We start from the raw sequence: 22225 nt of genomic DNA on the forward strand, positions 1-22225 counted from the left end.
AAAGAAAAAATATATCAATGTTTATGGTAGTATGTACTGCTTATTTGGTATGTACTTTTTAACAATTATGTTAGGGATAAATTATTAAGAGTTTAATATGTAAAATTGGAATGGTACCTAATAAAAAAGGAGTAATTATGAATATAGAAATGTTAGTATCCACGATGAATCAAACAAATTATAATTTGATTCATCGTATGAATATAAAAGATAGAGCAGTGATTATAAATCAGTTGACAGATAATAACATCCAAATCCCACGGAATTTGGATGAGGAAAAACTTAAATTTATTAATGTGCATGATAAAGGATTGAGTAAAAGCAGAAATATGGCAATTAAAAATTCAAGTGGCGATATTTGTGTGATTTGTGATGATGATTTATTTTATCATGATGATTATACAAATAAAATAAAAACAGCATATGAAGAAAATGCAGAAGCAGATGTAATAATTTTTTGTTACGATACAGATGGAAGACATAAGAAAAAATTTTACAAAGAAGCGAAAAGCCTTGGATATATAGATGTGATGAAAGTATCTTCAGTACAAATTACTTTTAGAAGAAAATCCATAATAGAGAATGACATCTATTTTGATGAGTTATTTGGAACTGGTTCTTCTTATTATCAGTGTGGAGAAGAGAACATTTTTCTTTTTGAATGTCTAAAAAAAGGGTTGAAAATTCATTTTGAACCTGTATCTATATTATCTATTGATAATAGTGATGAATCAACTTGGTTTAATGGTTTTAATGATAAGTTGTTTTGGGATAAAGGAGCAATGTTTACTGCATTAAGTAATAAATTTTATCACTTTCTAATATGGCAGTTTGCTATTCGTAAGTATAAGTTATATCGACATGAAACAAATTTCATTAAGGCAATTAACAGTATGTATAAAGGTCATAAAAATTATCTCAGTATCCATAGATAGAAGAATGCTAGATAATGTTAGGTAGGCAAGGGTATAAAAATTATATATTTTTATTAAGTATAATATATAATTTTTATGAAGTAATCGACATAATTTAAGCAAGTATTTGGAGTGAAGCAAATTGAAGTTATTTTTTGTAGGTGATTTTGATAGTGACAATGGGCCAGCTAGTGTTAACAAAGCGTTAAAAAAATATATGCCTAATAATACATTATATTCAATGGAAACTAAATTGTATAAAAGGATAATAGAATTGTATTCAAAGATAAGGAAGTCTGATGCAGTCCTTTTTTCAGGTTTGTCAAAAATTAATATTATTGGATTCAAAATTGCAAAATTACTGGGAAAAAAATCAGCATATTTAATGCATGGGAGCGCGTTGTTAGAAGGTAAAATAAATCAAAATTCTAACTCTAAATTGATTAATGTGGAGAAACAAACATTAAAAGTGGCACCGATTACTATTTGTGTATCAGAAAATTTTATGGAATCCATAAAGGTTAGTTATCCTCAGTGGATTGACAAATTAACTTTTGTAAATAATGGAATTGATTGGGGGATGATCGAAGCATCGGATTATGAGAATGTAAAAAGGGAACCTAAAACATTATTATGTGTAGGTGGAGGTGTCCCTTTAAAAAAAATTAAAGTAGTTTGTGAAGCTATTGATTATTTGAATACACATAAGAATTCTAATTTAAAGCTAATAGTTATAGGGGCTGTTGGAAAAGATACTAATAAAATTAAGTCATATCCTTTTGTGCAGTATATTGAAAAGGTAGCAAAAAAAGATATGGAATCTTATTACAAAAAATCATATTTGTATATTCAAAATAGTGAATTTGAAACGTTTGGCCTTGCAACAATGGAAGCCTTAATAGGCGGTTGTAATTTGCTCATTTCACAGAATGTTGGGGCAAAAGCGATTATTAATGGTTTAGAAGCAAATGATTTGATTAATGATGTCGATAATATAAAAGAGATTTCAAACAAAATAATGCATAATTTATTTAATAGTAACAATAATAGGTTGATCAATAGTATAAAAAAAGATCAAACATCAGTAGAAAGTTCTTATAAAAAAATAATGCATATTTTAGCAGAAGCAGAGTAGAAGTTAATTGTTATTTTTAGAGGAATTACTTGTAATTAGAATATCAGAGAAAAATAATTAATAAGGAAAATCTTTGGTGAAATATATGTCTATAAGAGTCGATAATACTGCAGTTTTAAAAATAAATAGTTTCATAATATCATTGATTGTCTTTTTAAATATTTATCAAATAGGTTTGAATTGGTTATTTGGTATCTCTTTTAACATGGCAATAGAGTATTTGTTCATTCCATTATTGTTCATGATAAATAAATTTCAATTGAAGATTTTTAGAAACTATAAACTTGTGTTTTATATGTATTTTATGATACTTTCATTTACTATTACATTTTATTTGAATAATAATGCCATGTTATCATATTATTTCAATCACTTTGTTTTATATGGATTGATATTATTAATTGTCTTCTTGTTCCCTATCAGTCATGAATACTTATATAAGTATATTTTATGGCATTCCTATGCTATAACGTTGATATATATGTCTGCATTATTTATGGGAAAAGTCAGCATTATACATGATTACATGACATGGGGATATTATTGTGTATTTGGTTTAAGCTTTATTTTAGGTGACGCAATTATAAATAAAAAGTTTTTTAAATTAATATGTTTAATTCCCTTGCTAGGAATAGCTTTTATTAATGGTCCTAAGGGAGCTTTTATTATAATAGCAGCTCTTCTAATAATCTGTTTTTATCAATTGACAAATAGTTGGTTAAAAAGGGTTTCAATGTTAATAATACTTTCGGTTTTAGCATTAAATTTTGTTGGCTTATTAAATGGATTAATAAAGATTCTTGAAAATATTAGTTTTACTGCAAATAGTTATTTCATTAATAGTTTAAAAAGTGTTTTATCAGTAGATAAAATTTCAGGCGTCTTTGATAATCGTGATTTCATTTATGGATATGGTATACATACGATAGAGGAGAATGTCTTTGGTATTGGAATAGGTAAATTTCAATCGACATATGGAGTCTTCCCACATAATATATTTTTAGACATATTTTCAACCTATGGTATTCTTCTGGGTGGTTTAATAGTTGTCTTTTTAGTATATGAAATAGTTACTTGTTTTATGGTTGTAAAAAATAAAAAACAATTAATAATATTTATAGTTGTTTTAAGTAATTCATTTAAGTTGTTAGTGTCAAAAACTTTTATTTATGATCCTGTATTTTGGCTTTTGATTTGTATTATGGCAGTTATAAAAGGGAAGAAGGATAGCTTAAGTAATAATAAGGTGTCTAATTGAGATTTTTTATATATTACATGAATATGGCTTTAGAAGGGATGAAAGATGGAGAACCTAACAATTTTTACACCTACATATAATAGAGGATATCTTATACAGCGATGCTATGAGAGTTTATGTCGGCAATCTAATAAAAATTTTGTTTGGCTTATTGTAGATGATGGTTCTATCGATAATACTGAACAAATAGTTAATTCTTTTATTAAGGAAAAGAAAATCAAAATAATTTATTCTAAACAAAAAAATAGTGGTAAACAAGTGGCACATAATACTGGTGTATTAATGTGTACAACAAAGATATTTGTTTGTGTAGATTCAGACGATTACTTGTCAGATAATGCAGTACAATTGATTTATGATACTTGGGATAAGATTGAAAGTGATAGAAAATTAGCTGGTATAATTGCTTTAAAAGGAAACACCTTTAGTGAAGTAGTAGGTACAGAGATGCCGAATAATATTGAAAGATCGTCTATCTTTAATCTCTATGAGAAGTATAAATTTAAAGGTGACGCAATGTTGGTATTTAAAACAGATATTTTAAAAAAGCATTTGTTTCCTGTTTTTGAAGGAGAAAAATTTATTACGGAAGCTGTTGTCTATGATCAGATAAGCCAGAAGTATGAGATGAAATTATTAAATAAAGTCTTGTATTTCTGTGAATATTTAGATGACGGATATTCGAAAAATATACAGTCAATTCATAAGAAAAATCCTAAAGGATATATGTATTTTTTAGAGCAAAGAATTGAAAACGCAAGAGATTTAAAAAGTAAATATAAAGCAGTTTCATATTATATTGCAGGGTGTTTAGAAATAAAAAGTATATCAGCCTATATAAATTGTGATTTTGGTTTCTTAAAATTTATTTCGCTCCCAAAAGGTTTAATTATATATATAAAGCCAATTATAAAGAATAAATTAGTTAAGTATAACATAATAAAATTCTAATACATTGAGGTGAAAGCATTGAATAATGCTAAGGTAAGTATAGTAATTCCAACTTACAAAAGGGCGGATAAAATTGTAAGAGCTGTGGAGAGTTGTATTAACCAAGATTATAAAAATATAGAAATAATAGTTGTGGATGATAATGGAGATGGTTCGGAATTTAGAGCCAAGACCAAATCTTTAGTCAGTCCATATATTGAAAAGTACGGGGTTAGATATATAGAACATGAAGAAAATAAGGGTGGAGCAGGCGCTAGAAATACGGGAATCAGGGAGGCAACGGGAATTCTGATTTCTTTTTTAGATGATGACGATGAGATATTACCTAACAAAATTTCAGAACAAGTTGAATTATATAATCGACATAAAAATGAAAATGTAGGACTAATATATTGTTATTGTGAAGCAGTAAATGCAAAAGGTGCGCATAAACAGTACTACAATAATGATTTGCAAGGAAATCCCTTATATGAAAACATGTTGGGATGTATCGCTGGAACTTCATTATGGCTTTGTCCGAAACACGTATTAGAAGATGTGGGGTATTTTGAGAATACACCTTCTAAGCAAGATACAATATTATTATTGAAAATTTTAGCTGCAGGATATAATGTTTTTAGAGTTGATCAACCATTAGTTAAATATTATGAATATAATGATGGGAAAATTAGTGGTATAGGTTTAAATAATATTAAAGGAGAATGTAATGCACGGGTATTTAGTAGAAAATATTACTATAAGTTGAACAATGTAAATAAAATGTTAAATGTAGAATATGCATTCTCTAAAAAATTATTAACTTTATATTTATTAAATGGACTAAATGATTTGGCTAAGGAAGAATTAAAAAATATGATTACCCTTAAACGTTATTCTTTTAATACTTTAAAAGGAGTATTAAAATACAACTTTAAAACTATTTATAAAATATTTATAAATAATAAAAATAAAAGGCTTACTTAAAATGAATAATGTAAAAAAGTTTAAAGTTAATAAATTCACCAGTAATACAATTTGGTTAATATTAGAGAAAATTTTTCAATTAATTTTAGGTTTAGTTGTAGGAATCTGGACAGCTAGATATTTAGGGCCTTCAAATTATGGAATATTAAATTATGGCGCCTCATTTATCGCTTTTTTTTCTGTAATATGTAGCTTAGGGTTAGAAAATGTAATCATTAAGTATTTTGTTGATTATCCAAGGAAAAATAATATAATTCTCTTTTCCGCTATAATAATTAGATTTGTTACCTCGATAATATCTATATTAGTGATTTGTTTGATAGTTTCAATAACTCATTATGATGAAAAACTAGTTATTGCTGTTATAACATTACAATCATTAGCTTTAATATTTAATTCCCTTGATACAATTGATTATTGGTTTCAATCGAGATTAATGTCCATGTATGTGGTAATAGCAAAGTCAGTCACGAGGTTTATTGTTAGCATTTGGAAAGTGTATTTACTAATTTCAAATGCTTCATTACAACTTTTTGCCTTATCAAGTTCAATTGAAGCTATGATTCTAGGTGTGATTTTATTAGTAGTCTATTTTAAAAAAAATCCCATTAACTTCTCTTTTTCCAAATATTATTCAAAAGAGCTGTTTTTGAATGGCTATCATTTTATTTTATCAGGTCTTTTAGTAACTCTCTTTACTCAGATGGATAGAATTATGTTGGGAAATTTGATTGGACAAGAAAGTGTTGGGATATATTCTGTTGCATCAAACATAGCGACTTTGTGGTATTTTGTTCCATTAGCTGTGATTAACTCTGCTAGACCAATTATATTAAAAATGAAACAAATATCTATAGTAGAATACCAAGAGAAATTAAAGCAATTGTATGCATTTATTTTCTGGTTAGGGTTACTAGTATCTTTATTTATTACAGTATGCTCTAATTTGATAATACAAACATTATACGGACAACAATATATTGAAGCAGCTATTCCACTTGCGATTTTAATATGGGCGAGTGTTTTTTCTTTGTTAGGAACTGCTCGAAATATTTGGATAGTAAGTGAAGGAGTTAACAAGTATACAAAATATTATTTTTTAATAGGTATGTTTGTGAATTTTGTACTTAATTACATCTTTATAAATTACTTTGGTGTAGTAGGTTCTGCTGTAGCAACTTTAATTGCCCAAATCATTACTACAATTGTGGCCCCATTGTTTTTTGCAAAAACAAGAGAATCTACATATTTAATGAGTCAAGCAATGATGTTAAAGGGTGTAATACCAAAACGAAAAGCGGAGAAATAATTAAGAATTTTTACGATAGATAAAATATACTCTATAGTGTTAAATTAATACTATTTATAGTAATTATAAGCAGTTAAAATATAGTAGTAAAACTTATTTTTTAGGATCTTAAAAGAAATTTTAAGGATAATTTTACTATTTTAGTAGATTAGTGCAAAAATTATTGATAGATAAGGAAGATAATAATGAAAATAGCTGTAGCTGGAACTGGATATGTTGGATTAGTAACTGGTGTGTGTCTTGCAGAACATGGACATTTCGTTTCTTGTGTAGATATGAATGAAGACAAAATACAACTCTTAAAATCTGGAAAATCTCCAATTTATGAGCCAGGGCTTGAAGAGTTAATGGTTAAAAATATGGATAAAATTAAATTTACTACAAATTATAAAAAGGCTTATAAAGATGCTGATGTTATTTTTATAGGTGTGGGGACCCCTGAGAAAGCAGATGGTTCAGCTGATTTACAGTATCTTTATTCGGTAGCGGTTCAAATTGCAGAAAGTGTTGAAAAAGATTGTATTGTAGTGGTGAAATCAACAGTTCCTATTGGTACTAATGAACGGTTAGAATACATTATCAAAAATAATCTTATGAATGATGTGGTTATACATGTTGCATCAAATCCAGAGTTTTTATCACAAGGTTCGGCAGTTAGGGATACATTACATTCTTCAAGAATTATTATCGGGGCAGAAGAAGAAAGTGTAGCGGATATTTTAAAAGAAGTATATAAAGATTTTGGTGCACCTATATTGGTAACGAGAAGACGAAGTGCAGAAATGATTAAGTATGCATCTAATGATTTCCTTGCGCTTAAGATTTCATATATTAATGAAATTGCTAACCTATGTGAAATTGTCGGTGCTGATATTGATGATGTAGCTAAAGGCATGGGATATGATAGTAGAATAGGGAATAAATTTTTGAATTCAGGTATAGGTTATGGTGGTTCCTGTTTCCCAAAAGATACTAAAGCGTTACATTGGTTAGCTAATTTCCATGACTATGAATTAAAAACGATTAAAGCAGCTATAGATGTTAATGAGAATCAAAAAATAAAATTAATCAAAAAATCACGTAAATACTTTGAAAGTTTAAACGATGTAACAATTGCTGTTTTAGGTTTAACCTTTAAACCAGGGACAGACGATTTAAGAGAGGCACCATCTTTAGTTAATATACCTATTATGTTAGACGCTGGAGCGAATGTGAGGGTTTGGGATCCGGTTGCTTTTGATAGGTTTAAGGAAATGTACCCTAATGAAATAACATATTGTGCAACTATTGAAGATGCATTATTAGGAGCAGATATATGTTTTATTTTTACTGAATGGGAAGAAATAAAAGATTTTGAAATATCTAAGTATGGGGATTTAATGAAAAATCCAATAATTATAGATGGAAGGAATTGTTATGAATTAGATATTATCAAAAAGGATAATGTTATTTATGATTCCATTGGAAGAGAGACGATTAATAATTTAAAATATAGCATGTCCTAAAATCTAGAATATGTATAACGGTTAATGATAGTTGAATAAGTATGAGGGAATTTTTCTATATTAGTTTAGTTTGGTAAAATAGGGTTTTTATTTCTATGCAATAAAAACCCTATTTTAATTTGGAATCTTCATACTCTATACGTCAGTGTTATTTGGGATTTGGGGTATAGGAGAGAAAACTGCATATGCTTTTGTTTATACAGTTTCATGTAGAATGTAATTATTGTTTTTTTCTTTGAATTTTGCACTAGCTGGTATAAGAAAAAAGTTTTGTTTTGGATACTTGGTATTACCTTATTTGTTGGTGGCCTAGATATGTCGATAGCAACTGTAGAAAAACTCTTAAATATCCCTAGCAATTATTGTATCGAAGTGAATATGGAGGGATTTAGAGATATTGTAGCTGTAGTAGATATTAATAATGTCTTAGAGTTTTCCTTGGAAGAAAAGTGTTTTAAAAAAGGAATATTCACTTAACTGATGATTAAGCTTTAGCTTATGCATGCATAGAGAAGAGCCACATGGTGACTTTGGTCATCAAATGCGTCAATGTCAAGTTATGCAAACTTATCTTCGTTAGCTCATTATGTAGAGATGCTTATAGCAATTCAACAAAATGTGAAAATAAACTTAATGCAAGATTAAAATACTTAGTATGCAAAAGAATCATAAAGATTGCTTGAAAAAAAGTGAAGATATTCAAATCCCAGGTGATGGTCATAAAGCATCTGATAGTATCTACTATTATGTTTCAGATTTAGCGAAACAAAATTTAACAAATAAATTACGAACACATCTTGACTTAAATAAGTGAAAAAAACAATTCCTTTGGAAGGAGTTGTTTTTTTGTAGGCTTATATTGTGAGATAAATAGATAAGTCGAATTAATGAATAAGAAAGTAGTACTTGCCTTATTTGTTTTTATGTTGTTTGTCACTTCAATTGTGAACGATAAATTATATTGAGATAAGAAACTCGCTAATGCAACGGGAAAAATGAGTGAATTAAAAAAGACAACGCATTGAAGCAGAAGATGGTGGAGGAAAGAAGATAGTAAAAAGAGAAAAAAACAAGATAAAAAGGTAATGAATCCTGTTATTGTTGGTGATCAAGTTTTTTTTCTGAGAAAGATGCCTGAATATCTAATTTGATTTTATTATAGGTACTATTTATTACCTATAATAAGGGAAATGATAATTCTGTAGCTAATACCTAGAAAATGCAGAAGGTAATACGATTATAATTCATCCATCAAAGAAGAATTTAGCTTCCCTAGTGAGAAAAGATATGATATTTAGGCATAATATGTAACAAATTATTTTGTGTCTACATAAAAAATAGTTTAAAGAGGAGGTTGTAAATTAAATAATTTCTGCTTTTTTTAATAAATTATAGCAATGGAGGTTTAATTATGAGAATACTTGTAACAGGTGGAGCAGGATATATTGGTAGTCATACATGTGTAGAATTACTAAATAGCGGTTACGAAATTATAGTAGTGGATAATCTTTCGAATAGCTCGGTAGAATCTATAAATCGAGTGAAAGAAATAACAGGAAAACAATTTAAGTTTTATAAAGAAGATGTTTTAAATCGCGAAGCGCTTGACGCAATTTTTGAAGAAAATGCAATTGAAGCAGTTATTCACTTTGCAGGATTTAAAGCTGTAGGGGAGTCAGTAGCAATTCCATTAACATATTATCATAACAACATTACAAGCACGTTAGTGCTATGTGAAGTAATGCAGAAACATAATGTAAAGAAGATAATCTTTAGTTCATCTGCAACTGTATATGGTATCCCGGAAACGTCACCGATTACGGAGGAGTTTCCATTAAGTGCAACAAATCCATATGGTCAAACGAAATTAATGATTGAGCAAATTATGCGTGATGTGGCATTTGCAGATGCAGAATGGAGTATCGCATTACTTCGCTATTTCAATCCATTTGGTGCACACGAAAGTGGGCGTATCGGAGAAGATCCAAATGGAATCCCAAATAACTTAATGCCATATGTAACGCAAGTAGCAGTAGGTAAGTTAAAAGAATTAAGTGTATTCGGAAATGACTATCCAACGAGAGATGGAACAGGAGTCCGTGATTACATCCATGTTGTGGACTTAGCAAATGGTCACGTAAAGGCGCTTGAGAAAGTACTGAGTACAACAGGAGTAGATGCTTATAACCTGGGCACAGGCATGGGCTATAGTGTATTAGAGATGGTTGAAGCGTTTGAAAAAGTTTCGGGCAAGAAAGTCCCTTATAAAATTACAGAACGTCGCCCAGGTGATGTGGCAGTATGTTTTGCTGATGCATCGAAAGCAAAGCGTGAATTAGGCTGGGAGGCAAAACGCGGATTAGAAGAAATGTGTGCAGATTCTTGGAGATGGCAGTCTGAAAATAAGACTGGATATCAGAAAGTTAGTAACTGAGAATAGGTTATAGGTGCTAAAACTTTCATTGAGTTATTAATATAGTTTGGCTTAAAAATTGAATTACATGTATAATGTATTTTATATTTTGTAGTCATAATAATTTGATAGCGGTACCTGAAGAAAGAAGGTTAAAAGCATGAAAAAGAAAATCTTATTTTGGATATTAGGAATCATAGGAGTATTAATTATAGGTGGAGGAGCTTACGCTTATAATATATATTCTTCTGTTTCAAAAACATTAGATGAAGTTCATAAACCATTAAAACGTGATCAAGGTAATAAACAAGAAGAAAAAATCAATAAATCTGAACCTGTTTCAATTTTACTATTAGGTGCAGATGAGCGTGGTGGAGATAAAGGACGTTCAGATTCTTTAATGGTCATTACATTAAACCCTAAAAACAATTCAATGAAAACAGTAAGTATTCCTCGTGATACATATACAGAAATTGTTGGAAAAGGTAAAAGTGATAAAATTAATCATGCGTATGCATTTGGTGGCGTAGACATGTCTGTAGCGACAGTAGAAAAATTCTTAAATGTTCCAATCAATTACTATATTGAAGTAAACATGGAAGGATTTAAAGATATTGTAGATGCAGTAGGCGGGGTCGATGTTAATAATGATTTAGAATTCTCCCTGGAAGGGAAACACTTCCAGAAAGGGAATATTCACTTAACGGGTGACCAAGCTCTAGCATATACACGCATGCGCAAAGAGGACCCACGAGGCGACTTCGGTCGTCAAATGCGTCAACGCCAAGTGATGCAAGCTGTTATTAAGAAAGGCGCAACTTTCTCTTCTTTAACAAGTTATGGTGATGTGTTAACAGCAATTCAAAAGAATGTGAAGACAAACTTAACGCAAGATCAAATGTTTGATATGCAAAAGAATTATAAAGATTGTCTGCAGAATAGTGAAGATATTCAAATCCCAGGTGACGGCCACAAAGCTGCTGATGGTATTTGGTATTACTACGTTCCAGATGCTGCAAAACAAGATTTAACGAATAAATTAAGAGCGCATCTTGAAGTGACTAAGTAGTATGTAATAACCCAACTCCTTTGGAAGGAGTTGGGTTTATTTTTGCGTGAATTTATATTAGTATTATATATTGTGAGATTAATAGATGAGGTGAATCGATGAATAAGAAAGCGATACTTGTCCTTGTTATTTTTGTATTGTTTGTTGCTTCGATTGTGAGCGGTAAATTGTACTGGAATAAGAAAGTTGCAAATGCAACGGGACAAACGAGTGAAGTAACGAAAACAAAGGCTGAAGTGAAAGATAGCGGAGCGAAGAAAGAAGAGAAAAAGGAAGAGAAAAAAGAAGAGAAAAAACAAGATACGAAGTCATCTTTTAATGAAGCATATGCGAAGAATTTGCCAGATGCAGTGAAAGAGAAGTTAAAGAAAGCTGCGGAGGATAAAAAGGCAGTAAATCTTGTTATTGTTGGTGATGAAGGTTCTTCATCTGAAAAAGGTGCTTGGGCAGCTAAGTTAACGGCTAATTTAGAAGCTGCTTACGGTAAAGGTTTATGGAATGTGGCTGTAAAGGAATATAAGGGTGAAAGCACAGAAGAGTTAATCGTGAATAAGCGTGATAAAGAGATCGCGAAAGAGAATCCAGATGTGATTTTATTTGAACCACCATTTATTACTGATAACGGTAAAACTGGTAATGGGAACTCTGTTGCGAGTACACAGAAGTTTGTTCAAGCACTTTCTACTAGTGCAAAGGGTGCTACGATTATGATTCAACCATCAAATCCAGTGTATGGTGCGAAAAATTATCCGAAAGCGATCGAAGCATTAAAACAATTTGCGACGCAAAATAATTATACATATATTGATCATTGGGGAGCATGGCCGGATGCATCGACAAAGGCTATTTTACCATACTTAAAAGAAGAGTTTGGTTTCCCAACTGCTAAAGGTCATGAAGTTTGGGCACAATATGTAACGGATTATTTTGTAGCTAAATAATAAAAGGGGAGAGGGTATCGTCGACAAAATATGTTCGACAATACCCTCTCTTTTTTTGTACGATTTTTGCTATACTAAACTGTACTATAATACATGATGGAAGGAGGAGAATGATGAAAATACTTGTGGTTGATGATGAATCGAGTATTCGTAATTTGATTCGGATGCAGTTGGAGATGGAAGGTTATGAAGTATTGGCAGCGGCTGATGGGAGAGAAGCTTTAGAGCGATGGAATGAAGGGCCGGATGTATTGATTTTGGATGTTATGCTTCCGGATACGGATGGGTATGAGTTGCTTCGTTTGTTCCGTGAGAGGGATAGGGATATTCCGGTGCTTATGTTAACGGCAAAGAGTCAGATGAATGATAAGTTGCTTGGCTTGCAGCTTGGTGCTGATGATTATGTGACGAAGCCGTTTAATTATGCGGAGCTTATTCTTCGGGTTAAGAATATGGCGCGGCGTGTAAAGAAGACGGAGACCGCTGTAAGTCATGAAGTAATTGAGGCTGGAGAGATAGTGATTTGTCCTAAGGAAAGAAAGGTACATGTGAGTGGACAAGAGATTCAGTTAACGTACCGAGAGTTTAATTTATGTCAGTTATTTGTTTCAAATCCGCAGCGTGTGTTTATGAGGGATGAGTTACTTGAGAAAGTATGGGGGTTTGAGTATATCGGAAATACGAGAGCAGTTGATATTATGGTGCAGAGACTTCGAAAGAAGCTTGGTACGAGCGGAGAATATATTAAGACAATTTATGGCGTTGGCTATAAACTGGATTGTTGAGTGGTGATGGTATGTCTTTAAAGCGAAATATGGTGTTTGGAATAGTTGGGCTGTTAATTCCGATTTTTGTTCTTTTATATGCAGTTGTTTATATTACGTTAGAAAAGAATATGTATCATAACGCAGCAGATTCTTTAGAAAAGTTAAGTGTAGAAGCACAAATTTATACGATGAATTATTTAGAGAAGGAAGCAGAAGTGGATACGCTTGGTCCTAATTCACTTTTAATTGCGTCGTATTTAGCAAAGCGTATGGATGTCCGTGTGCAGATGATCGGGAAGAATGGCGATGTTGTTGCAGATACACAAAAAGGAGCATTGCTTCACCGTAACATCGACATTGAGAGTTCCTTGAAGGGAAAGAAGTCTTACGTTTTTGAGGAGGCGGATCCAGCTCCTATTCTTTTGTTTTCAAGCCCGGTTTATTATGGAAACGATGTCATTGGAAGTATTCGTTTTATAAATGAGTTAACGGGTGAGAAGGAAGTTTTAACGAATGTGAGCTGGACGTTCTTAATGACATCTCTTTGCCTGGTAGCAACCGGTATTTTCTTTGCGATTCGTTTGGCGAAGTCTCTTCATAAACCAATTGATCAGTTGAGACAAATGGCACAGCGGCTTGCGAATGGTGATTATAAGAGTAAGATTGAGTTAAATGAGTACGTGGAAATCGCTCAGCTTTCAGCATCTTTTAACGCGATGGCTGATGGAATTGAGCTGCATATTAAGCAATTGCAGGAGGAGAAAGAGAAGCAGAAGGATTTCCTAGACCGCATTACGCATGAGCTAAAAACACCGCTAACGGCAATTATCGGTTATGTTGATTTAATTCCAAAGTTACAATCGAAAGAAGATGTACAGGAAAGTCTTCGTTATGTGGCGGTGGAAAGTGAGCGTTTATTATCACTTGTAGAGGAACTGCTTAAGTCTTCGAAATATGGGACGAGTACGTTTGAAGTGTCTCCTACAGTTGTGAACATAAAGGAATTGGCAGAAGAAGCAGTTTCAATTGTGAAACCTCGTCTAAATCAGTTTGAAATTGAAGTGATAAATGAGTTAAAGGATGTACATGTTGTTGCGGATTTTGATAAGACGAAGCAAATTTTCTTAAATGTGCTTGATAATGCAATTAAGTATAGTGATGCTTCGCACATTCGTATGAATGTAATTATAAATGAGCATGAGGCGAAGGTTTTTGTTCATGATGATGGGATCGGTATAGATGAAGTGGTGCTTGCAGAGTGGAATGAGTCTCCGAAAGGAAAGGCACTTCCTTCTAGTTACGGGAATGGTTATGGTTTATATATTTGTCAGGAGATTATGAATAAGCAGGGCGGAAGCATGCGTATTGAGAGTAGTGAAGAAATAGGTACTACAATATTCATTACATTTTTGCTTCCGAGAAGGATGGAAGACATAAAAAACTTGAAAGCGGTTAAATGATACATTTATGAAACAATTATGCGGTATTTTCGAAACAACGTTTTTTTATCTTGGAGGTAGGCAGAAATGAAAAGGCTATCATTTCAAATTCTTATGTTTGTCATTTGTATGATTGTTTCTCTTGTTTTGTTTTATGTTATGGAGAAGCAAATCTATAATCGAATCAACATTGTAAATGATAAACAAGCCGTTTTACAAAGGGTGAATGAATCTCTTCCAATTGAAGTGAAAGTAAGACATGAAAAGTGGGGAGAAATTGTTGTAACGGATGAAGTTCGTTTGCATACGATTGTTTCATTCTTTGACCGAATTCGAATAGAGTCGGGGGACGTTAAGAGCCAAGAACAAGTATTTACTGGAGAAGTAACGTACTTGAATGGACATAAGCGTACTTTTGCAGTAGGTGACTTGTTCCAGTATGGGGAAAATGTATACGGAAAGAATGGCATGGATCCGATGATTTCAGCACTTCAAACGTATTTATTAAGCCTGTATTACACGCCAGAGCGTATTAGTGATTTCTTTGCTTCAGCAAAGGATGTCGTAGTACGTCAAGGTGATGTGGTACGTACTATCAATCTTACGCACATACTTGATTCTATTCGGTACGCAAAGCAAATTACAGATTACGGAGAAATTCAGAAGTTATTACAATCGCAGAATGAACCGATTGCTTATATTACAGCTTATAAAACAGGTAAGCGTGTAAAGAATAATCGTGAAGATATTCTTACGATTTCTGTGTATCCATCGTACTTTGTGGTGCAATATCTCGGTGATAATAACGGGAATGTCATGTATATGAAAGGCTCTCTAGCAGAGTTATTCGTAAAGGAGAATGCGTCATGAGAAAGATAGCCTTTTTCTTCTTTTTGCTAGTAATTGGAGGAGCGATGTCTAGTTGCTCTCGAGATACAACCTCTATTAAATATAGTAAAAATGGTCTCCCTATTTTGGATGACCGTCATATTGTTGCGTATGTAGCGGCTCGTGAGGAAGTTGGTGAAGCGTTACTTTCATCATTTTGTAAGCCACGCGGATGTACGTATGAATTTATTCGTCTTTCAACAGAAGAACTTCTTCGTAGAGTGGAAGAAGAAGCTGGAAATCCGAAGGCGGATATTATTATTGGCGGTACAGTAGATGCGCATCAAATGATGAAGCAAAAAAATCTTTCTATTCCTGTGATAAGCCAACATGCAAATCGTATTTCAAAGACTGTTAAAGATAAAGATGGTTATTGGTACGGTTATGAAGTGGAGAAGCTAGCAATTGCGATTAATAAAGAGCGGTGGAACGAGGAAATAGCGCCGCTCGGTCTCTCGTATCCGTTAAGATGGAAAGATTTATTGAATCCAGTATATAAAGGAAAGATTGTCATGCCCGATCCAAATGTTTCAGGTACAGCATATACGTTTTTTCAATCACTTATTGATACGTTAGGTGAAGAGGAAGCGAAGGAATATGTGAAGAATCTGGCAGAACAAGTTGGAGAAGTAACAGTGAATGGTTATATCCCAGCAGAACTTGTTGCGAGCGGTGAATATATGATAGGCATCAACTTTATGGGAGATCAGAGAATGCTTCAAAAACAAGGCTTTCCTATTTTAAGTAACGAACCTGAGCAAACAGGGTTATCCGTTAATGCGATTTCTAAACTAAAACGTGCACCGAGTGGTATTATTGCGGATTTATTTATTGATTATTGTTTATCAGAAGAAGCGGGTCACATTTTAGAAAAAGTGTCGTTTGGCGTACCAACGATGTTTGCGAAGAATGAGAAAGAAATAGAAGGACAGCCGGTTAGAAGGACGAACCAAAATATATCAAATAGCGGGATAATCGAGATATGGAATAGACAGCGTCTCTCTCTGAAGTGAGAAAAGGAGACGAAAATATATGTTTAAATGGCTCAAGCCAGCACCTGCAATTGAAAGATTGCCAGCGGATATGATCGACCGTGTATATCGATTACTACGTATTCGTGTGTTAATCGGGATTTCAGTTGGATATGCTGCTTATTATTTAGTTCGTAGTAACTTTACGTTATCAAGTACGTACTTAGTACAAGAATATGGTTTTAGTACAGCTGAAATTGGTCTACTAGGTTCAGTAATGGCAATCGTTTATGGATTTAGTAAGTTCTTTATGGGGAATTTATCAGATAAAGCTTTCGCCCAGCGCTTTATCGCAGTCGGTTTATTCTTATCAGGGCTTGTAAATATTTGTTTTGGCTTTGCATCATCATTTGGGATGATTGTTACATTACTTGTTGTTAACGGTATTGTACAAGGTATGGGAGCACCACCTTGTAGTATTGTTATGACGAAATGGTTCTCAAAGAAAGAACGTGGTACGAAAACAGGTCTTTGGAATATTTCACATAACGTTGGTGGAATGCTTGTGCCACCACTTGTCGGAATTGGTGTAGGTATTTTTGGTGAAAACCATTGGCAAGGCGGCGTGTTTATTTTCCCTGCAATTATCGCAATGGTAATTTCAGTTCTTGTTTGGATTAATGCGAAGGATACACCAGAATCTGAAGGTCTTCCTCCAATTGATGAGTATCGTAATGACTATGAAAATCTTGAAAAAGCAGATAATGCTAACAAGATGTCACCAAAAGAAATTTTAATGAAGTATGTAGTGAAAAATAAATTTGTATGGTTCTTATGTATTGCGAATGCTTTTGTTTATTTAATTCGTTTCGGTGTTATTAACTGGGTTCCGCTTTATTTAACGACAGTTAAAGGATTTTCAAAAGCAGAAGCGCATGCGGCATATGCAATCTTTGAAGGTATGGCAATTCCAAGTTCATTAATCGTTGGTTTTTTAAGTGATAAATTATTTAAAGGAAAACGTATGCCATTATGTATTATTAGTATGGTTGGGGTTGTTATTGGTACGTTTATATATTGGCAAGCAACTAGCGTACTTGTTGTAAGTATTGCAGTTTCTATTATCGGTTGTTTAATTTATGTACCACAGTTCTTAATCGGTTTAAGTGCGATGGAATTAGTACCGAAATTTGCAGTAGGTACGACAGTTGGTATGTGTGGTTTATTCGGTTATGTAGGCGGAAGTCTTGTAGCTAACGCAGCAATTGGTGTTATTGTTGATCGTTCTGGCTGGGATGGTTGTTTCATCTTACTATTAACAGGAGCGGTTTTATCAACAATCTTCTTATTTATTGTTCAACGTGGACATGAGAGAAAAGATCCTAAAGTAGCGTAATATTTTGTTTGAAAAGCTATCCAATTGTGTGTGATTGGATAGCTTTTATATTAGAAAAAACAAACAGTATGAAAAATTGCAGTTTAATATATAAATGATTTTTGTTAATTAATATAATTTTTTTAGATTCCATAAACCAAATAGATACATGGTTATACCGAAAAATCCGCCGCCACAGATGAAAATTACAACCTTAAATAAAGAAATAGAGATTTCCTCTGAACCTACATAGGGAAGGATATAATTCATAAAAACAAACATTTGAAAGCCCCAAAGCACACCTGCTTTTAAGCCAGCTTTTCTTAATTTTTTCTTGTGTTGTAAATATTCTTCTTTTGTTGCACATTCAGTATCACTTAAACCTTTTTTCTTGAATTTAAAGGCTAAGTAATTAGCATAAATCATATTAGATAGAAAAATGAATATTGTCCCTATAGATATTGTGTGATTCATAGTATCAACAAGTAACATAATAAGCATTACCAACATATTTAACCACCACAAACCAATTCCAGCTACAGATAACTCTTTATTGATTTCTTGTTTTTGGTATTCATCTCTCTCACTTAGTGTTCCAACAAAACTATTATAAACTCTTTCTTTCCATTCAATTTTCATCATTTAATCTCCCTCCCAAAATAGACTATTTAAATCTGTTTTTAGTGCTTTTGCTAATTCGATACATAAGGCTAAAGAGGGATTATATTTCTTGTTTTCAATTAAATTTATTGTCTGTCTCGCCACGTTAACTTTTTTAGCTAACTCTAGTTGCGATAGCCCTTCAGATTTTCGATATTGTTTAACGTTATTCAAATATAACCCTCCCATTGATGGTTGTAGACCTCGTGTACCGAAATGTCATTTATATGTGACATTTTATAATTGAATAGATGAAATGTCAAATATATATGACAAAATAGCTATGGTGCAATTAGGAAAATGATTTTAATGATTCATTTTGGCAAGAAGTATGTTAATAAAGAATGGCTTCCATTCAATTAAAATTGCTCTTTTTCCTTTCCTTAAATCTATCTTAAAAGATATAATGTCATATTTCTAATCATTGGAATTTTTGTTACAATATAAATGGATGTGTAAAACTTTGTAAAAATAATGTAATAATATGTAATCTGTTTTCAGAAAGTTTTATACAATTTTTATATTAAACTATTAAGTTATAAAAGGGAGCGAGAATATGTTACCAAATACGGTTCGTACTCCAAACAAGAAGAAGAAATGGATTATTATTGGGGTTATTGCACTAATTGTTATTGTAGCAGCAATTAATATTTTTGTTATGCAAGGGAAGAAGAAGGGTGCATCAACAAATGCTGATGCTGTAAGTTTTGAGAAGGTAACGGAGCGTAAGCTGAATAATACGAAGTTAATTTCTGGTCAGGTGAAGCCTGGTAATATTGAAAGCTTCTATGCAGATCCAGCCAAAGGGAAAGTGAAAGATATTGAGGTAAAAGAAGGGCAAGAGGTAGAGAAAGGTACGAAGTTATTCTCTTATGATAATGAAGAGATTAATCTTCAAATGAAGCAAGCTGAGCTTGATCAGAAGATGGCGGATATGCGTTATGATCAAGGGAAAAAGAAGATTGATTCGCTCAAGAAAGAAATTAAGAAGGCGAAAGATAGCGGAGCTGGGAAAGAAGTAACAGATCCGATGGACGAGCAAGTAAACGAATTAGAGATTGCTCAAAAGACAACTGATCTTGAGAAAGAAAAAGGGAAGTTGCAGAAAGAAGAGTTAAGTAAGAAGCAGAAAGAGCTTACGATTTATAGTAATTTCGCTGGTGTTGTTCAAAAGTTAGATAAAGATGCGGCGCAAAGTTCATCTCAAGCGTTAGGTGGTCAAGGAAAATCGTTTTTACAAGTAGCTTCTAAAGATCCATTCCAAGTTCAAGGTACGTTAACTGAGCTTCAGAAGTCACAAATTCAAAAGGATCAAACATTCACTGTAACTGCAAAAGCAAATAGCAAGAAGAAGTGGACAGGTAAGATTACAGAGGTAAGTGAGTTCCCAACGAGCGCAGAGATGGCGCAAGCTGGCGGCATGGGTGAGGCTACTCAAAATATGTCCCAATATACATATAAAGCAAGTCTTGATAGTCAAGACGGTTTATCTCCAGGTTACCACGTTTCTCTGCAAGTAAACTTAGAGAATAAGACGATGATTGCTGTTCCAAGTAAAAGCATTGTAGAAAAAGGCGAGGATGCATTTGTTTATGTTGAGGAAAAAGGGAAGCTTCGTAAACAAAATGTGAAAAAAGGTTCTACTGATGGAGACTGGACAGAGGTTGTAGAAGGCGTAACAGTGGGGCAAAAGGTGGTTAAAAATCCTTCCGACGATGTGTATGACGGAATGGAAGTGAAAGAGAAATGATTACGTTAAATAATATTGCTAAAACGTATTATCAAGGAAAATTGGCGGTGCCGATTTTGCATGGTATTAGTTTAACGATTCAGAGCGGTGAGTTCGTTTCTATTATGGGGCCATCCGGTTCTGGTAAGTCAACGCTTATGAATATTATCGGTTGTTTAGATCGTCCAACAGAAGGTGAATATATGCTGAATGACGTGAATATCTTAACAGCAGACGAGTCAAAACTTGCTTTAATTCGTAATGAATATATTGGATTTGTATTCCAGCACTTTAATTTACTGCCTCGTCTTTCCGCAGTGGAAAATGTTGAGCTTCCGCTCGTATATGGTGGCGTAAAGAAAGCGGAGCGTCGCAAGCGTGCTTTGGAGGCGTTAGGTAAAGTTGGATTGGCAGATCGCGTGCATCATTTACCAAATGAGTTATCAGGTGGACAGAAGCAGCGTGTAGCGATTGCAAGAGCGATTGCAAATAATCCAACGTTCATTATGGCCGATGAACCGACTGGTGCACTTGATACGAAGTCTGGTGAACAAGTTATGGATATTTTCACGAAGCTTAATGCAGAAGGCACGACGATTGTTATGGTTACGCATGAAGAGGAAGTAGCAGCGTATTCTTCCCGCCGCATTGTACTGCGGGACGGGAAAGTTACAGAAGATAGAAGGTGTGCGGTATGAGTTTACTAGATAGTATAAAAATTGCCCTCTCTTCTATTTTAGCTCATAAATTGCGTTCAGCTCTTACGATGCTCGGTATTATTATCGGGGTAGGTTCAATTATTACGGTCGTTGCAATTGGGCAAGGCGGGGAAGCTGCATTGAAATCGCAGTTTGTTGGGGCAGGTAATCAAACGGTTCCGATTCATTATAGTGCAGATATAAACGATCCTTTCGGTATGGGAATGGTAGAAGCACCGAAGATAACTGAAGAAGACATTTTTGAAATTAAAAAAATTCCAGAAATCGCACATGTGGTAACAACAAATTCCAGCATGGAACCACTTGATATTGAAGATAAAAAAGAAATGGTGAGTATTACTGGATTAGATAGCGAGTACTTTGCAGTAAATAAAGTAAAGTTGTTAAAGGGACGTTCTTTACAAGAATCAGATGTGGATCAAGGTAATAACGTTGTTATGATTAGTAAACAAATGGAAGAAAAGGTGTTTAAGGATGCCAATCCAGTCGGTAAAATTATTGAAATGAAAGGTCAACCGATGCAAATTATCGGTGTCTACAAATCAGATAATGAGTTTATGGGAATGGGACCATCAGAAGCACTAGTTCCAATTTCATTATGGCCGACACTGTATGGAAAAGATGAAATTCAAAACATTTCTGTTCAAGCAAAAAATGTAGATAATCTAGAAAAAGCAGGTAAAAAAGCTGCAGATGTCTTAAACAGTCGTAAACCGACTGATGCAACTGGTAAATATGAAGTTATGAATTTAAAAGAAATTCAAGAAGGTATTTCGAAGATGACCGGTATTATGACAATGATCATCGGTGGTATTGCTGGTATTTCATTAGTCGTTGGTGGAATTGGTGTTATGAACATCATGCTTGTATCTGTAACGGAGCGTACACGTGAAATTGGTGTACGTAAAGCACTCGGGGCAACACGTAGTAAAATTTTATTACAGTTTTTAATTGAAGCTGTTATGTTAACACTTCTAGGTGGTTTAATCGGAATTGGTCTTGGGTACGGCGGAGCATATATCGTTTCTACATTCGCAAAATGGCCACCACTCGTTTCATGGGAAGTTGTCGTTGGAGGCGTACTGTTCTCGATGACACTTGGTATTATTTTCGGGTTAATTCCAGCGAACAAAGCTGCGAAATTAGATCCAATTGAAGCATTGCGTTATGAATAATTAATAGTGTGGTAGAACTACACATTACCGTTCTAGTGGGCGGT

The 22225-nt window shown here is 33.1% G+C and carries 20 protein-coding genes and 1 pseudogene; 19 read left to right on the forward strand and 2 right to left on the reverse strand.

The features are described 5' to 3' along the window. The first annotated feature begins 137 nt into the window (after positions 1-137). The 16 genes and pseudogenes from DN403_RS04695 to pgtP all read left to right on the forward strand — a co-directional run bounded on the left by DN403_RS04695 (position 138) and on the right by pgtP (position 17919). A complete protein-coding gene (locus tag DN403_RS04695) occupies positions 138-935 on the forward strand; it encodes a glycosyltransferase family A protein (protein WP_016079675.1) in 798 nt (265 codons plus the stop codon). A gap of 121 nt (positions 936-1056) precedes the next feature. Next, positions 1057-2049: a glycosyltransferase family 4 protein gene (locus DN403_RS04700; protein ID WP_042596747.1), complete on the forward strand. Its 993-nt coding sequence runs from the start codon at positions 1057-1059 to the stop codon at positions 2047-2049. Positions 2050-2530: 481 nt separating this feature from the next. After that, the gene (locus tag DN403_RS04705; protein ID WP_223285820.1) at positions 2531-3307 is read left to right on the forward strand and encodes an O-antigen ligase family protein; all 777 of its coding nucleotides are present in this window, start codon (positions 2531-2533) and stop codon (positions 3305-3307) included. A 45-nt stretch (positions 3308-3352) separates the two neighbouring features. Then, complete coding sequence (locus tag DN403_RS04710) at positions 3353-4258, forward strand: glycosyltransferase family 2 protein (RefSeq protein WP_042596743.1); 906 nt, start codon at positions 3353-3355, stop codon at positions 4256-4258. Between the two features lie 9 nt (positions 4259-4267). After that, entirely contained in the window at positions 4268-5221 is a 954-nt protein-coding gene (locus DN403_RS04715) for a glycosyltransferase family 2 protein (RefSeq protein ID WP_223697992.1), read from the forward strand. A gap of 1 nt (position 5222) precedes the next feature. Further along, positions 5223-6530, forward strand: coding sequence for a flippase (locus tag DN403_RS04720; RefSeq protein WP_044798200.1), 1308 nt, complete (start codon positions 5223-5225; stop codon positions 6528-6530). 185 nt (positions 6531-6715) lie between these two features. Further along, positions 6716-8035: a UDP-glucose dehydrogenase family protein gene (locus DN403_RS04725; RefSeq protein WP_042596738.1), complete on the forward strand. Its 1320-nt coding sequence runs from the start codon at positions 6716-6718 to the stop codon at positions 8033-8035. Positions 8036-8338: 303 nt separating this feature from the next. Further along, positions 8339-8849, forward strand: a pseudogene (locus tag DN403_RS04730) (LCP family glycopolymer transferase); the annotation flags it as partial. Between the two features lie 597 nt (positions 8850-9446). Continuing rightward, positions 9447-10469 carry a UDP-glucose 4-epimerase GalE gene (gene galE, locus DN403_RS04735; RefSeq protein WP_042596736.1) on the forward strand — a complete coding sequence of 341 codons (1023 nt, stop codon included), beginning with the start codon at positions 9447-9449 and terminating at the stop codon, positions 10467-10469. 139 nt (positions 10470-10608) lie between these two features. Beyond that, positions 10609-11517 (forward strand): polyisoprenyl-teichoic acid--peptidoglycan teichoic acid transferase TagU, encoded by a 909-nt coding sequence (gene tagU, locus DN403_RS04740; protein ID WP_000727054.1) that lies wholly within the window; start codon positions 10609-10611, stop codon positions 11515-11517. 98 nt (positions 11518-11615) lie between these two features. Further along, entirely contained in the window at positions 11616-12458 is an 843-nt protein-coding gene (locus tag DN403_RS04745; protein WP_042596735.1) for an SGNH/GDSL hydrolase family protein, read from the forward strand. 113 nt (positions 12459-12571) lie between these two features. After that, positions 12572-13243 (forward strand): response regulator transcription factor, encoded by a 672-nt coding sequence (locus tag DN403_RS04750; RefSeq protein WP_000699556.1) that lies wholly within the window; start codon positions 12572-12574, stop codon positions 13241-13243. An 11-nt stretch (positions 13244-13254) separates the two neighbouring features. Next, on the forward strand, positions 13255-14685 hold the full coding sequence (locus tag DN403_RS04755; RefSeq protein ID WP_149185319.1) for a HAMP domain-containing sensor histidine kinase: 1431 nt from the start codon (positions 13255-13257) through the stop codon (positions 14683-14685). Positions 14686-14751: 66 nt separating this feature from the next. Next, positions 14752-15534, forward strand: a complete 783-nt coding sequence (locus DN403_RS04760; RefSeq protein WP_149185320.1) for a DUF3919 family protein — start codon at positions 14752-14754, stop codon at positions 15532-15534. After that, complete coding sequence (locus DN403_RS04765; protein WP_001225641.1) at positions 15531-16565, forward strand: ABC transporter substrate-binding protein; 1035 nt, start codon at positions 15531-15533, stop codon at positions 16563-16565. The genes DN403_RS04760 and DN403_RS04765 overlap by 4 nt, the downstream gene beginning before the upstream one ends. A 19-nt stretch (positions 16566-16584) precedes the next feature. Continuing rightward, positions 16585-17919 (forward strand): MFS transporter, encoded by a 1335-nt coding sequence (gene pgtP / locus DN403_RS04770; RefSeq protein WP_000477603.1) that lies wholly within the window; start codon positions 16585-16587, stop codon positions 17917-17919. A 108-nt stretch (positions 17920-18027) separates the two neighbouring features. Here the strand turns inward: pgtP and DN403_RS04775 are convergent, their stop codons facing one another. Together DN403_RS04775 and DN403_RS04780 are read right to left on the reverse strand one after the other, a co-directional pair. Beyond that, positions 18028-18540 (reverse strand): DUF3278 domain-containing protein, encoded by a 513-nt coding sequence (locus DN403_RS04775; protein ID WP_000975590.1) that lies wholly within the window; start codon positions 18538-18540, stop codon positions 18028-18030. Beyond that, positions 18541-18732 (reverse strand): helix-turn-helix transcriptional regulator, encoded by a 192-nt coding sequence (locus DN403_RS04780; protein ID WP_001067014.1) that lies wholly within the window; start codon positions 18730-18732, stop codon positions 18541-18543. Between the two features lie 382 nt (positions 18733-19114). On the opposite strand from DN403_RS04780, the gene DN403_RS04785 reads away from it, so the two are divergent. The 3 genes from DN403_RS04785 to DN403_RS04795 are packed head-to-tail and all read left to right on the forward strand — an operon-like array spanning position 19115 to position 22181. Continuing rightward, entirely contained in the window at positions 19115-20308 is a 1194-nt protein-coding gene (locus DN403_RS04785) for an efflux RND transporter periplasmic adaptor subunit (protein ID WP_149185321.1), read from the forward strand. After that, positions 20305-20985 carry an ABC transporter ATP-binding protein gene (locus DN403_RS04790; protein WP_000631624.1) on the forward strand — a complete coding sequence of 227 codons (681 nt, stop codon included), beginning with the start codon at positions 20305-20307 and terminating at the stop codon, positions 20983-20985. The genes DN403_RS04785 and DN403_RS04790 overlap by 4 nt, the downstream gene beginning before the upstream one ends. Further along, positions 20982-22181, forward strand: a complete 1200-nt coding sequence (locus DN403_RS04795; RefSeq protein ID WP_000054346.1) for an ABC transporter permease — start codon at positions 20982-20984, stop codon at positions 22179-22181. The genes DN403_RS04790 and DN403_RS04795 overlap by 4 nt, the downstream gene beginning before the upstream one ends. The last annotated feature ends 44 nt before the right edge of the window (positions 22182-22225 follow it).

The sequence above is a fragment of the Bacillus sp. AY2-1 genome (genome assembly GCF_008368965.1).
Taxonomy (GTDB): domain Bacteria; phylum Bacillota; class Bacilli; order Bacillales; family Bacillaceae_G; genus Bacillus_A; species Bacillus_A thuringiensis_S.